This is a genomic window from Burkholderia sp. Se-20373, assembly GCF_017104705.1.
Taxonomy (GTDB): domain Bacteria; phylum Pseudomonadota; class Gammaproteobacteria; order Burkholderiales; family Burkholderiaceae; genus Burkholderia.
Map to the genome: position 1 here is coordinate 32,143 of NZ_JAAGPH010000059.1, position 12,392 is coordinate 44,534.

Below are 12,392 nucleotides of genomic sequence, written 5' to 3' on the forward strand. Positions count from 1 at the left end.
TCGAAGGTGAATCGGTCGATTCACTTCAGTTTAGCCGTGGCTGCCGTGAAAGCAAGTTTCTAGAATCGAAGTCATCCACTCTTCTGAACGGAGTTCACGATGGCTTCGAATGAAATTCGCCGCGGCGCCGCCGAGATGGTCGTCGCGATGATGATGTCCGGCACGATCGGCTGGCTCGTGATGTCGTCGCAGCAGCCGCTGACGAACGTCGTGTTCTTCCGCTGCCTGTTCGGCGCCGCGACGCTCGCGATCGTGTGCGCGGCGTTCGGCTTCCTGCGCCGCGCGCTGTTCTCGCCGCGGATGCTCGCGCTGGCGACGCTCGGCAGCGTCGCGATCGTCGCGAACTGGCTGCTGCTGTTCGCCGCCTATTCGCGCGCGTCGATCTCGATGGCGACAGCCGTCTACAACACGCAGCCGTTCATGCTCGTCGCACTCGGCGCGATCGTGTTCCGCGAGCGGATCACCGCGTCGACGCTCGCGTGGCTCGCGCTCGCCTTCGTCGGGCTCGTCGCCGTGGTGCGCGTCGAGCCGGCCGTGCTCGCGGTGCCGGGCGAATATCTGGAAGGTGTCGCGCTGTCGCTCGGCGCGGCGTTCCTGTATGCGATCTCGTCGATCGTCACGAAGCACCTGAAGGGCACGCCGCCGCATCTGCTCGCGTTGCTGCAGGCCGGCCTCGGGGTCCTGCTGCTCGCGCCGTTCGCGCACTTCGGCACGTTGCCGGCGACCGCCGGGCAGTGGCTCGACCTCGTCGTGCTCGGCGTCGTGAACACAGGTCTGATGTATGTGCTGCTGTACGGCGCGATCCAGAAGCTGCCGACCGCGATGACCGGCGCGCTGTCGTTCGTCTATCCGGTCGTCGCGATCGTCGTCGATCGCGTCGCGTTCGGGCAGACGCTCGCGTGGACGCAGGTGGTCGGCGCGCTGCTGATCCTGCTCGCGGCGGCCGGCGTGAATCTCGGCTGGCGCATCGTGCCGGCCCGTCGTGCGGCCGTCGGCCACTGAAACGGTCGTGCGATTCGGCGAGCCGCCGCGGAGCCGCGCAGCAGCGCGTCGAATGCGTATTTCAGGCGCGCGTATTGCGCGGAGAGGGCGCGTGCGTGACGAGCAAAAGCCGTGCGCGCGCACGCGTCCGAGACGCTGTAAGAAGTTGTAGGGAAACACCCGATGCGATGCGGCCGCGTCGCTCGTATGATGCGGGCTGTGACGTTGATCACGTTCACAGGATTCCGATCTCATGCCGTTCGCCTGTCAGGCTGAACGGCTTTTTTTTATGCGCCGCTTCTCGCCAGCAGACGCCGCCGCGCATCGAGCCGCGCGAGCAACGCGCGCCTCGCGTCGTCGTCCGACGCACGCCATCCCTTGATCTCGTCGCGCGTGCGCAGGCAACCCGCGCACCAGTCGGTGCGCGGATCGATCCGGCATACGTCGGTGCACGGCGACGCGACCGTGCCGACCGGCGCCGTCACCGGCACGTCGCTCATGCGGGCTCCCGCAACGCGACGTCCGCGACCGGCGCGCCCGTCAGCGACACGAGTTCGTTCGGCGACAGGTTGAACACCGCGTGCGGATGGCCGGCGGCCGCCCACAGGCTGTCGAGCTCGAGCAGGTCGGCGTCGATCAGCGTGACGGGTTCGACGAGATGGCCGATCGGGCAGACGCCGCCGATCGCATAGCCGGTGTTGTCGCGCACGAACTTCGCGTCCGCGCGGCCGACGGCGCCGACTTGCGCGGCGACCTTCTTCTCGTCGACGCGATTCACGCCGCTCGCGACCACGAGCACCGGCGCGCCGTCCGACTGGCGGCGAAACAGGATCGACTTCGCGATCTGCGCGACCGAGCAGCCGAGCCCGGCCGCGGCCTCGGCCGACGTCTTGCCGGTTTCGGCGAGCATCACGATGCCTTTCGCATGGCCGCGCTCGCGCAGCAGCAGCGCGACGCGTCGCGCGGAGTCGGGGAGGGAATCGAATGAAGCAGGTGTCGTCATGTTGAGGAATCCATCGAATACCGGGGTCATACGCAGTTCGCGGCGTCGGCCGCGCTCTGCGCCTTGGCGAGCAGGGCGCGACCGGCGCGCGACACGTTCGCGCGGCCGATCGCGTTCGAGATGAAGTCGCCGGCGGCGACGACCTGCGCGAGGTCGATGCCGGTGTCGATGCCGAGGCCCTGCATCAGGTACAGCACGTCCTCGGTCGCGACGTTGCCGGTCGCGCCCTTCGCGTACGGGCAGCCGCCGAGGCCCGCGACCGACGCGTGGAAGATCTCGATCCCTTCGAACAGCGCCGCGTAGATGTTCGCGAGCGCCTGGCCGTAGGTGTCGTGGAAGTGGCCCGACAGGCGTTCGCGCGGGAACACGCGCGTGACGGCCGCGAGCACTTCGCGCGTGCGCTTCGGCGTGCCGACGCCGATCGTGTCGGCAATGTCGATCTCGTCGCAGCCGAGCGCCGCGAAGCGCTCGACGACGTCGACGACCGATGCGACCGGCACGTCGCCCTGGTACGGGCAGCCGAGCGTGCACGACACGCTGCCGCGCAGCCGCAGGCCCGCATCCTTCGCCGCCTTCGCGACGGGCTCGAAGCGCGCGATGCTCTCGGCGATGCTGCAGTTGATGTTCCGCTGCGAGAACGCCTCGCTCGCCGCGCCGAAGATCACGACTTCGTCCGCGCGCGCGGCGACCGCATTCTCGAAGCCCTTCAGGTTCGGCGTGAGCACCGAGTACACGGTACCCGCGCGGCGCTCGATGCCGGCCATCACGTCGGCGCCGTCGGCCATCTGCGGCACCCATTTCGGCGACACGAACGACGCGGCCTCGACGTTGCGAAAGCCGGCGTGCGACAGGCGGTCGACGAGCGCGATCTTCACGTCGGTCGGCACGAAGGTCTTCTCGTTCTGCAGCCCGTCGCGCGGGCCGACTTCGACGATCTTGACGGCGGTGGGGAACGTCATGGTTGTCTCCTGCTGGTGTGCTTGTAGGTTCAGTAGCCGCGTGCGTAATCGACGATGCCGCCGACGCGCTCGCCGCGCTCCAGTGCACGGATCTTGCCGGCGATCTGGGCGATGGCTTCGTCGCGCAGCGTCTCGGCCGAGCTGTGCGGCGTGATCGTGATGCGCGGCGCGTGCCAGAACGGATGGTCTTCCGGCAGCGGCTCGCGGTGGAATACGTCGAGCGTCGCGGCGGCGAGCTGGCCGCTCGCGAGCGCGTCGAGCAGGTCGGCTTCGACGAGATGCGCGCCGCGTGCGACGTTGACGACATACGCGCCGGGCGCAAGCCGTGCGAACGTGCGCGACGCCAGGATGCCGTCGGTGTCGGGCGTGCTCGGCAGCAGGTTGACGAGCACCTTCGCGCCGTCGATGCACGCATCGAATGCGCCGTCGCCGGCGAAGGTCGTCACGCCGTCGAGCTGCTTCGCGCTGCGGCTGTAGCCGCGCACGGGCAGGCCGAGCGCGGCGAGCGCGCGCGCGACTTGCGCGCCGAGCACGCCGAGGCCGAGCACGGCAACAGTGAAGCTGGCGCGCGCATGCGGTTCGAGCGGTTGCCAGCGGCGCTCGCGCTGCAGCACTTCGTATTCGTCGAAGCGGCGCAGGTAGCGCAGCACCGCGTGCGTCACGTATTCGACCATCTGCTGCGCCATGCCCGAATCCTCGAGCCGCACGAGCGGCACGTGCCGCGGCAGCGTGCCCGGATGCGCGTGCTCGAGCGCGAGCAGCGCGTCGACGCCGGCGCCGAGGTTGAAGATCGCGCGCAGGCCGTCGCGCGGGGCGAAGAATTCGCGCGGCGCGCGCCAGACGAGCGCGTAGTCGGCGGCGGCCGTGTCGCCCGGCTGCCACGCGCGCAGTTCGGCTTCCGGCAGCGCATGCGCGATCTGGTCGCGCCACGCGCCTGTTTCCTGGTACGGGGAATGGAACAGGATCTTCATTGGATGACGGCGCGCGCGCCGGCGAGGCGCGTCACGGAACGGCGAGCGGGGCCGGGCGCAGCGCGCCGGCGGGCGTAGCGGACATCGGGCGTCTCCTGACGACCGGGCGCCCGGCGCGTCGGCGCCCGGCCCCGGTTCCGTGTGAAGCTGACGGGAAGCCCACATTCTACGGTGTCGCGGCGCATCGCGCGCCGGTGCGCGGGGCGGGCGGACGCCCCCGGTGGCCGGCTCCCGGATGGCCGGCCCCCGGATGGCCGGCCCACTTAAAAGCAAAGCACAAAATATTGGTTCGGCCGCCGCGGACGCCGCGCCACAATCGAATCCCGTCTTCAAGCAAGCGAGGGCAATCATGCGCGCATGCAGCAAATCGGCGTGGCCGCCGCGGCTCGTCACCGTTCCGGGCCTGCACGGCAGCGAAGGCGCTCACTGGCAGACCTGGCTCGAACGGCAGTTCCCGCGCTCGCTGCGCGTCGAGCAGGACGACTGGGATGCGCCCGATCTCGCGCGCTGGGCGCAATCGGTGCGCGCATTGCTCGACCGCGAACGCGGCCCGTTCGTGCTGGCCGCGCACAGCTTCGGTTGCCTCGCGGCCGCGCATGCGCTTGCTCAGTGGCCGCATACGGGCGATGTCGCGGGCGTGCTGCTCGTCGCGCCCGCCAGTCCGAAGAAATTCACGTTTGCCGGGCCGTTCGACGCGCGCCGGCTCGCCGTACCGTCGATCGTGATCGGCAGCGAGACCGATCCATGGATGCCGCTCGGCGACGCGCGCACGCTCGCGCAGCACCTGGGCAGCGCGTTCGTGAACCTCGGCGACGCGGGGCACATCAACACCGCGGCCGGCTTCGGGCCGTGGCCGCGCGCGAAGTACTTCATCGACACGCTCGTCCACTGCGCGGCACCGCTGCGCTTTCGCGACGCGGACGACGGCTTCGAAACCGCGCTCGTCGACCGCGCGCTCGCGCACGCGGTCTGACGCGCCGGGCGGGCGGCGCATGCCGCGCAGAGGCTGTCGCGGCATCGCGTGCCGTTGCGCTTGCGGCGCGCGCACGTGCCTGACGCCGGCCGGATCAGAATCGCTCGGCCGGGCTTGGCGTGGCCCGCGAGGTGGCGCGATGCCATGCCGTTTGCGCCACCGCCGACCGTGACGTCATGTCAGCGACGCCTCCCAACGAAGTCCCACCGCTCTTCCCGAGCGGGTCCGACTCCTCTCGCATGGTGACGGGATCAGCCCGGTGACGACGCGGCCGCGCTGGAGGCGGCTGCATTCGCGGCGGGCTTCGCATCGTCGTCGTCATCGGGCGGGTAGTGCACGACGGGCGGCGCGAGCGGCGCGGCATCGGACGCGGCGGTATTCGCGCTCGCGTCGCTGTTGAACGCGCTGGCGGCGCCGTTCGAGGCGCCGCCGGCCTGCTGCGCGGCGTCGGTCGCGTTGGCGTCGTGCGGCACGTCGTCGCTGCAGGCGGCGACGAACACGGCGGCACACAGAACGACGGCGACGAAAGCGCGACGCATGACTTCTCTCCTGGCAGGCTGATCGGGAAACGTTTTCGAGTATGCCGCCGCGATGCGACGTTTCGGTGAATCGTTTGCAATTCTGGCCTGATCGCGAAGCGTTTTCGTCAGGCTGACCGAATGCTGTCGCGGCGATCCACCGGCACGCATGGCGGAATTTTCCAGCAGAGGCGGATGCTGCGCGCATTTACACGGCGCGCGATGCCGCGACCCGGCCACGGCGACGCGGGCACCCTGCGCGGCATCGCAAATACGACCGGCAATGTGCGACCGATGCGCGGCCGGGCACGCCCAAAAACCGGGCGTTATTGCCACTTCGTCAGCGAACGGCCAGCCGCGCGCCAGCGTGGCGTCATGGCGGCGCTATCAGCGCCGCCCCGGCCCGTCTGCCGCCCGGTGCGCGCCGCGCACGGTAGCCCGCGCTGCACCTGCATGCGGCCCTCCGCAGTGTCGCGGCACCCGAATTGCTCCTTGCCGATGCGTGCGCCGACCGCGCTGCCATCCGGGCACGCGGCGCACATCCGCGTCCATCAACCATGGAGCTCGCAGAAGTCATGTCCAGCGATCGATCCGACTCCCCGTCTGCCGAACCGTCGCGCGACGCCCCGTCGCCGCTCGGGCCCGGCCATTCAGCGGCGCTGCCGCCGTTGCCGCACGAAATGCCGTCCAGCGCCGCGCGGCGCCGCTTCCTGCAATCCGCGGCGGCAGCCGCGACCGTCAGCACCGCATCGTACGTTCATCCGCAACCGCCGCACGCGGCATCCACGCGGGCCGCACCCCGCCGCGATACGGTGCCGGCGCGGCCCGTGCGTCTCGACATCAACGGGCGTGCGTACACGCTGCAGCTCGAGCCGCGCGTCACGCTGCTCGACGCATTGCGCGAATACGTGGGGCTCACGGGTACGAAGAAGGGCTGCGATCGCGGGCAGTGCGGCGCGTGCACCGTGCTCGTCGACGGCCGGCGCATCAACGCATGCCTGACGCTCGCGGTGATGCACGAAGGCGCGCGGATCACGACCGTCGAAGGGCTGGCGCGCGGCGGCGTGCTGAGCCCGGTGCAGCGCGCGTTCGTCGAATGCGATGCGTTCCAGTGCGGCTACTGCACGTCCGGCCAGCTCTGCTCGGCGACCGCGCTGCTCGACGAGTTCGCGGCGGGGGCCGGGAGCGCCGCCACCGACGACGTGCGGCGCCGTCCCGCGCAACTGTCGGACGACGAGATCCGCGAGCGCATGAGCGGCAACCTGTGCCGCTGCGGCGCGTACCCGAACATCGTCGCCGCCGTGCGCGCCGCGCATGCGGCCCACGGCTAGGCGCGGAGGGCACCGCAATGGAATCGATCTCCTACGAACGCGCGACCGACGTCGCCGGCGCCGTGCGCGCGGCGCAGCGGCCCGGCGCGGCCTTCATCGGCGGCGGCACGAACCTGCTGGACCTGATGAAGGGCGGCGTCGCGCGGCCTGTCACGCTCATCGGCATCACGCGCATCGCGGGCCTCGATACGGTCGATGCGCTGCCCGGCGGCGGCCTGCGCATCGGCGCGCTCGTGCGCAACAGCGATGCGGCCGATCATCCGCGCGTGCGCGCCGACTATCCGCTGCTGTCGCAGGCGCTGCTCGCCGGCGCGTCCGCGCAATTGCGCAACATGGCGACCGTCGGCGGCAACCTGATGCAGCGCACGCGCTGCCCGTATTTCTACGATCCCGCGTTCGCGCAATGCAACAAGCGCGAGCCGGGCAGCGGCTGCGCGGCGATCGGCGGCCACAACCGGATGCACGCGATCCTCGGCGCCAGCCCGCAGTGCGTCGCGGTGAACCCGTCGGACATGAGCGTCGCGCTCGCCGCGCTCGACGCCGTCGTGCAGGTGAGCGGCCCACGCGGCGCACGGCAGATTCCGATCGCGTCGTTTCACCGCTTGCCAGGCGATCGTCCCGATCTCGACACGACGCTCGAACCGGGCGAACTGATCACCGCGGTGGACTTGCCGCCGCCGCGCTTTGCCGGCCATGCGCACTATCTGAAGGTGCGCGATCGTGCGAGTTACGCGTTCGCGCTGGTGTCGGTCGCGGCCGCGCTGCGGATGGACGGCCCGCACGTCGCCGACGCGCGGATCGCGCTTGGCGGCGTCGCGCACAAGCCGTTGCGTGCGATGGAGGCGGAAGCGCATCTCGCGGGCCGCACGCTGACCGACGCGACGCTGCGCGAGGCGGCCGCGCTGGCGTTGCGCGATGCGCGGCCGCTCGACGGTAATGGTTTCAAGGTCGCGCTCGCGCAGCGGGCGATCGTCCGTGCGGTCGAAACGGCAGCCGCCAAGACGGGAGGTGCCGCATGAACACGATGACGGGACAGCCGCTCGACCGCGTCGACGGTGTACTGAAGGTGACGGGCGGCGCGCACTACGCGGCCGAATTCTCCGATGCGCGGCTCGCGCACGCGGTGCTCGTGACGAGCACGATCGCATCCGGCCGCATCGAATCGATCGATGCGGCGCGCGCCCGTGCGATGCCGGGCGTGCTGAGCGTGATCACGCATGAGAACGCGATGCGGCTGCCCAACGGCGGCCGGCCGCCATTGTCGCCGCCGGCCGGGCGCCGGCTCACGTTGCTGCAGGACGACACGGTGCGCTACAGCAACGAACCCGTCGCGGTCGTCGTCGCCGAAACGCTGGAGCAGGCGACCGACGCCGCACATGCCGTGCAGGTGCGCTATCGCGCGACCGATGCCGTGGTGGATGTCGCGCAGGCAAAGCGCGGTGCGCGCGTGCCGCCGAAGCAGCAGGGCCGCCCGATGGATACGCAGCGCGGCGACCTCGATGCGGGCCTGCGCGAAGGCGCGGTGCGCGTCGACGCGACCTATACGACGCCGATGCAGCACCACAACCCGATCGAGCCGCACGCGACGATGGCGCGCTGGGACGGCCCGACGCTCACGCTGCACGATGCGACGCAGGGCGTGTCGGGCGCGAGCACGGCGGTGGCCGCCGTGTTCGGCGTCCCACCGGAACACGTGCGCGTGATTTCGCCGTTTCTCGGCGGCGGCTTCGGCTGCAAGGGCTCATCGTGGTCGCACGTGTCGTTGTGCGCAATGGCCGCGAAGCAGGTCGGGCGCCCGGTTCGCCTCGCGCTGACGCGGCCGCAGATGTTCGGCCCGGTCGGCGGGCGACCGTTCACCGAACAGCGCATCGTGCTGGCCGCGCGCCAGGACGGCACGCTGACGGCGATGCGCCACGACACGATCGCCACCACGTCGACGTTCGAGGACTGGATGGAGATGTGCGGGATGCCGTCGCGGATCATGTACGCGGTGCCGAACCACGCGACCACGCACCGGATCGTGTCGCTGAACGTCGGCACGCCGACGTTCATGCGTGCGCCGGGCGAGGCGTCGGGCTCGTTCGCGCTCGAATCGGCGATGGACGAGCTCGCGTGGCAACTCGGCATGGACCCGGTCGCGCTGCGGCTCGCGAATTACGCGGAGGTCGATCCGCAGGACGGCAAACCGTGGTCGAGCAACAAGCTGCGCGAATGCTACGAGGTCGGCGCGCGGCGCTTCGGCTGGTCGCGCCGCACCGGCGCGCCGCGCACGATGCGCGACGGCGACACGCTGATCGGCCTCGGGATGGCGGCCGCCACGTATCCGGCGAACCGCAGCGAAGCGTCCGCGCGGGCGCGCATCTTGCCTGACGGCACGGCCGAAGTCGCGTCGGGCACGCAGGACATCGGCACCGGAACCTACACGGTGATGACGCAGGTCGCGGCCGATGCGCTCGGTTTCCCGCCGCAGAACGTGCGCTTCGCACTCGGCGATTCCAGCCTGCCGCGTGCACCGGTATCGGGCGGCTCGCAGTCGGCGGCGAGCGTGGCGCCGGCCGTGCGCGAGGCCGCGCTGCAGGCGCGCGCGAAGCTGGTCGCGCTGGCGGTCGCCGACCCCGGGTCGCCGCTGCACGGCGCCGCGGCCGACGACGTGACGGTCGACAACGGCTGGGTCGTGCATCGCGGCGAGCCGTCGCGGCGCGATCCGGCCGCGGCGGTGATCGCGCGTGCGGGCGGCCGGCCGATCGACGCGCAGGCGACGACCAAGCCGGGCGACGAGAAGTCACGCTATGCGTCCCATTCGTTCGGCGCGGTGTTTGCCGAAGTGCAGGTCGATGCCGCGCTCGGCACGATTCGCGTACCGCGCATCGTCGGCGTCTACAGCGTCGGCAGCCTCCTCAACGCGAAAACGGCGCGCAGCCAGTTGATCGGCGGGATGGTGTGGGGGCTCGGCACCGCGCTCGAGGAAGGCTCGCATCTCGACGTGCGGCACGGCCGCTTCACGAACGCGAATCTCGCTGAATATCACGTCCCCGTGAACGCGGACATCGGCGAGCTCGACGTGAGTTTCGTCGACGAAAGCGACACGCATTTCAATCCGCTCGGCATTCGCGGCATCGGCGAGATCGGCATCACCGGCGTACCGGCCGCGATCGGCAATGCGGTCTATCACGCGACCGGCGTGCGGGTGCGCGATCTGCCGATCACGCTCGACAAGGTGGCGATGCCGATGCGCGCGTGAGCGTCGGCGTCAGCGCCGCGGCGTCCGCCGCCGCACTTCGCTGCGCAGCCAGTCGAGCCACGCGCGGATCGCCGCTTCGTGCGGATGGCCCGGGCGCCACACGACGTAGTGTGCGTACACGTCGGCAATGCGCACCGTCGACACGCGCACGAGCGTGCCGTTAGCGAGTTCGGGCTCGATCAGCGAGCGGCGCGCGAGGGCGACGCCACGCCCCTTCAGCGTCGCGTCGATCAGCGCGTCCGGATCGGTGAAGCGCGGCGCGCGTGCGGATTCGGTGAGGTCGAGCCGCGCGGCCTGGAGCCACGGTTCCCACGGTTGCGCGGGATGACGCAGCAGCGTCGCGCGCACGAGATCGGCCGGCGCGCGCGGTGCGATGCCGTCGCGATTGCGATACGCGGGGCTCGCGACCGGAAAGATCGTCTCGTTCATCAGCTTCTCGGCGACGACGCCCGGCCACGTGCCGGGCCCGTAGCGCAGCGCGACGTCGATGCGGTCGCGCTTGCGCAGCGGTGCGAGCGCCACGTCCGGGTGCAACACGATCGCGATGTGCGGATGCGCGGCCGCGAAGCGCGGCAGGCGCGGCGCGAGCCAGCGCGCCGCGACGCTCGGCAGCACGCTGACGTTCAGCGTGACGTCGCAGGTGCGCGGGCGACTGCGCACCGCGAGCGCCGGCTCGAACGCACGCTCGAGCACGCTGAGGCCCTGGCGTACCTGCAGTGCGAGCGCGTGCGCGGCGTGCGTCGGCGTCGCGCCATTGCGCTCGCGCGTGAAGAGCGGATAGCCGAGCTGCGCCTCGAGCGCGCGGATGTGCTGGCTGACGGCGCCTTGCGTGAGCGCGAGTTCGTCGGCCGCGCGCGTGAAGCTCTGCAGCCGCACGGCGGTCTCGAACGCGCGCAGCGTCTGCAGCGGAGGAAGATGGATGCGTCGCATGCGGGTATTAGTAATACTAATGTCCGAGCACGACAATTCATCGTTTGCGGCGGGCAGGCACGCGTTCCTACACTCGGTTCCGTCTTCCACAGCCTCGTCGGGCCTCCCACCATGAACGCATATCGTCTCTATCTTTCGCCGGGCGCCTGCTCGCTTGCCGCCCACATCGCACTGGAAGAAACCGGCGCGCCGTTCGACGTCGAGATCGTCTCCGTGCAGAAGCAGCAGAACCTCGAGGCGCGCTATCTCGCGATCAACGCAAAGGCGCGCGTGCCGGTGCTCGCGATCCCGGGCGAGCCGCACGTGCTGACCGAAACGCCGGCGATCCTCACGTATCTCGCGCGCCGTTATCCCGATGCGCAATTGCTGCCGCCCGGCGATCCGCTGCGCGAGGCACGGTGCCACGAGTGGCTCGCCTGGCTGGTCGGCTGGGTGCATGGCGTCGGCTACGGCGCGCTATGGCGGCCGGGCCGCTTCATCGGCGATCCGGCCCTGCATGGCGAGGTCAGCGCGCACGGGCGGCGCACCATCGAAGCCGCGAACGAAGCGATCGAAGCCGCGCTCGCCGACGGCCGCACGTGGGCCGAGCCGGGTGCGCATTCGATCGTCGATCCGTTCCTGTTCGTGCTGTATCGCTGGGGTGTCGCGATCGGGCTCGACATGACGCGGCATGCGGCTTGGACTACCCACGCGCAGCGCGAGGCCGAGCGGCCGGCGTCGCGGCGTGCGCTGGCGCTCGAGGCGGCCTGACGGATGGGCGGGCGTCGTGGCGTGCGCGGCGACGCCGGCCTGAGACGTGCGGCTGCTATTTCGCGGCGAACAGCGGATAGGTCGCGCCGGCGACCAGCGCGGCCGCGAGCCACACGACACTCCACGAACTGACCGCGAGCAGCGGTGGAATCGCGAGTGGCGTCGCGAACAACCCGAGGTAGACGATCGTATTGGCCATCCCGAGTGCGGTGCCCGCCTGATTCGCGCCCGCGAGCGTCGCGAGCTCCGTGTACGCGACGCCGTGCCACGCGGACACGCAGATGCCGGCGAACACGAGAATCGCGACGATCGCGGCGAGCGGCACGTGCGCATGGCCAGCCGTTGCGGCTGCGAGCAGCGCGAACGAGCCGGCCGCGACGAATACCGATCCGCGCAGATACGCGCGCCGGTTGCCGTGCCGGTCGGTATGACGGCCGCTCCACACGCGCATCACCATCGCGCCCAGCTGCAGCGTGACCATCGCCGCGCTGATGCCGGCGAGGCCGAGCCGGCCGAAGTCGTGCAGGAACACCGTCGCGAACGTGAGCACCGCGAACTGCGGCGCGCACAGCAGGCCGATGCCGAGCACGATGCGCCACACGGGGCCGCTCGCGAGCGGGTTGCGCCCCTGCCGCGCGGACGGCTGCTGCTCGACGGGGCGATGCGTGGCCGGGTGCGTCACGGCCGGTTCGGCCGGCGGCTCGTGCAGCCAGCGCCAGGTGAGCGCGGCCGATC

Annotated in this window: 13 protein-coding genes; 6 read left to right on the forward strand and 7 right to left on the reverse strand. The window is 70.8% G+C overall.

The features are described 5' to 3' along the window. Positions 1-99 precede the first annotated feature (99 nt). Positions 100-1,002, forward strand: a complete 903-nt coding sequence (locus G3N96_RS20180; RefSeq protein ID WP_089495760.1) for a DMT family transporter — start codon at positions 100-102, stop codon at positions 1,000-1,002. 266 nt (positions 1,003-1,268) lie between these two features. On the opposite strand, the gene G3N96_RS20185 is transcribed toward G3N96_RS20180, so the two are convergent. From G3N96_RS20185 to G3N96_RS20200, 4 genes are read right to left on the reverse strand one after another with little or no spacing between them, the layout of a single operon-like run. Next, on the reverse strand, positions 1,269-1,481 hold the full coding sequence (locus G3N96_RS20185; RefSeq protein ID WP_124585028.1) for a DUF1289 domain-containing protein: 213 nt from the start codon (positions 1,479-1,481) through the stop codon (positions 1,269-1,271). Continuing rightward, positions 1,478-1,984, reverse strand: coding sequence for a YbaK/EbsC family protein (locus tag G3N96_RS20190; protein WP_039346541.1), 507 nt, complete (start codon positions 1,982-1,984; stop codon positions 1,478-1,480). Before G3N96_RS20190 ends, G3N96_RS20185 begins: the two co-directional genes overlap by 4 nt. Positions 1,985-2,010: 26 nt before the next feature. Beyond that, the gene (locus G3N96_RS20195) at positions 2,011-2,943 is read right to left on the reverse strand and encodes a hydroxymethylglutaryl-CoA lyase (RefSeq protein WP_089426474.1); all 933 of its coding nucleotides are present in this window, start codon (positions 2,941-2,943) and stop codon (positions 2,011-2,013) included. 29 nt (positions 2,944-2,972) lie between these two features. Next, positions 2,973-3,914, reverse strand: a complete 942-nt coding sequence (locus G3N96_RS20200; RefSeq protein WP_206138237.1) for a glyoxylate/hydroxypyruvate reductase A — start codon at positions 3,912-3,914, stop codon at positions 2,973-2,975. A gap of 349 nt (positions 3,915-4,263) precedes the next feature. On the opposite strand from G3N96_RS20200, the gene G3N96_RS20205 reads away from it, so the two are divergent. Then, entirely contained in the window at positions 4,264-4,887 is a 624-nt protein-coding gene (locus G3N96_RS20205) for an alpha/beta hydrolase (protein ID WP_089441169.1), read from the forward strand. A 251-nt stretch (positions 4,888-5,138) separates the two neighbouring features. Here G3N96_RS20205 and G3N96_RS20210 read toward each other — a convergent pair whose 3' ends face one another. After that, positions 5,139-5,426 carry a hypothetical protein gene (locus tag G3N96_RS20210; RefSeq protein ID WP_206138238.1) on the reverse strand — a complete coding sequence of 96 codons (288 nt, stop codon included), beginning with the start codon at positions 5,424-5,426 and terminating at the stop codon, positions 5,139-5,141. 554 nt (positions 5,427-5,980) lie between these two features. Here G3N96_RS20210 and G3N96_RS20215 point away from each other — a divergent pair. From G3N96_RS20215 to G3N96_RS20225, 3 genes are read left to right on the forward strand one after another with little or no spacing between them, the layout of a single operon-like run. Further along, the gene (locus G3N96_RS20215) at positions 5,981-6,736 is read left to right on the forward strand and encodes a 2Fe-2S iron-sulfur cluster-binding protein (protein WP_206138239.1); all 756 of its coding nucleotides are present in this window, start codon (positions 5,981-5,983) and stop codon (positions 6,734-6,736) included. A 17-nt stretch (positions 6,737-6,753) separates the two neighbouring features. Then, positions 6,754-7,755, forward strand: a complete 1,002-nt coding sequence (locus tag G3N96_RS20220; protein WP_206138240.1) for a xanthine dehydrogenase family protein subunit M — start codon at positions 6,754-6,756, stop codon at positions 7,753-7,755. After that, positions 7,752-9,977: a xanthine dehydrogenase family protein molybdopterin-binding subunit gene (locus tag G3N96_RS20225; protein ID WP_206138241.1), complete on the forward strand. Its 2,226-nt coding sequence runs from the start codon at positions 7,752-7,754 to the stop codon at positions 9,975-9,977. Before G3N96_RS20220 ends, G3N96_RS20225 begins: the two co-directional genes overlap by 4 nt. A 9-nt stretch (positions 9,978-9,986) precedes the next feature. Here G3N96_RS20225 and G3N96_RS20230 read toward each other — a convergent pair whose 3' ends face one another. After that, complete coding sequence (locus tag G3N96_RS20230) at positions 9,987-10,907, reverse strand: LysR substrate-binding domain-containing protein (protein WP_124585018.1); 921 nt, start codon at positions 10,905-10,907, stop codon at positions 9,987-9,989. A gap of 111 nt (positions 10,908-11,018) precedes the next feature. Between G3N96_RS20230 and G3N96_RS20235 the strand changes: the two genes are divergently transcribed. After that, positions 11,019-11,657, forward strand: coding sequence for a glutathione S-transferase N-terminal domain-containing protein (locus tag G3N96_RS20235; protein WP_206138242.1), 639 nt, complete (start codon positions 11,019-11,021; stop codon positions 11,655-11,657). 55 nt (positions 11,658-11,712) lie between these two features. Here G3N96_RS20235 and G3N96_RS20240 read toward each other — a convergent pair. Then, positions 11,713-12,392, reverse strand: a 680-nt coding sequence (locus G3N96_RS20240; protein WP_206138243.1) for an MFS transporter, incomplete at its 5' end; no start/stop codon positions are given.

Excerpts from the sequence above, each read along its gene's own strand:
- G3N96_RS20180 (WP_089495760.1), top strand. The coding sequence starts at position 100 with ATGGCTTCGAATGAAATTCGCCGCGGCGCCGCCGAGATGGTCGTCGCG.
- G3N96_RS20185 (WP_124585028.1), bottom strand. The coding sequence starts at position 1,481 with ATGAGCGACGTGCCGGTGACGGCGCCGGTCGGCACGGTCGCGTCGCCG.
- G3N96_RS20190 (WP_039346541.1), bottom strand. The coding sequence starts at position 1,984 with ATGACGACACCTGCTTCATTCGATTCCCTCCCCGACTCCGCGCGACGC.
- G3N96_RS20195 (WP_089426474.1), bottom strand. The coding sequence starts at position 2,943 with ATGACGTTCCCCACCGCCGTCAAGATCGTCGAAGTCGGCCCGCGCGAC.
- G3N96_RS20200 (WP_206138237.1), bottom strand. The coding sequence starts at position 3,914 with ATGAAGATCCTGTTCCATTCCCCGTACCAGGAAACAGGCGCGTGGCGC.
- G3N96_RS20205 (WP_089441169.1), top strand. The coding sequence starts at position 4,264 with ATGCGCGCATGCAGCAAATCGGCGTGGCCGCCGCGGCTCGTCACCGTT.
- G3N96_RS20210 (WP_206138238.1), bottom strand. The coding sequence starts at position 5,426 with ATGCGTCGCGCTTTCGTCGCCGTCGTTCTGTGTGCCGCCGTGTTCGTC.
- G3N96_RS20215 (WP_206138239.1), top strand. The coding sequence starts at position 5,981 with ATGTCCAGCGATCGATCCGACTCCCCGTCTGCCGAACCGTCGCGCGAC.
- G3N96_RS20220 (WP_206138240.1), top strand. The coding sequence starts at position 6,754 with ATGGAATCGATCTCCTACGAACGCGCGACCGACGTCGCCGGCGCCGTG.
- G3N96_RS20225 (WP_206138241.1), top strand. The coding sequence starts at position 7,752 with ATGAACACGATGACGGGACAGCCGCTCGACCGCGTCGACGGTGTACTG.
- G3N96_RS20230 (WP_124585018.1), bottom strand. The coding sequence starts at position 10,907 with ATGCGACGCATCCATCTTCCTCCGCTGCAGACGCTGCGCGCGTTCGAG.
- G3N96_RS20235 (WP_206138242.1), top strand. The coding sequence starts at position 11,019 with ATGAACGCATATCGTCTCTATCTTTCGCCGGGCGCCTGCTCGCTTGCC.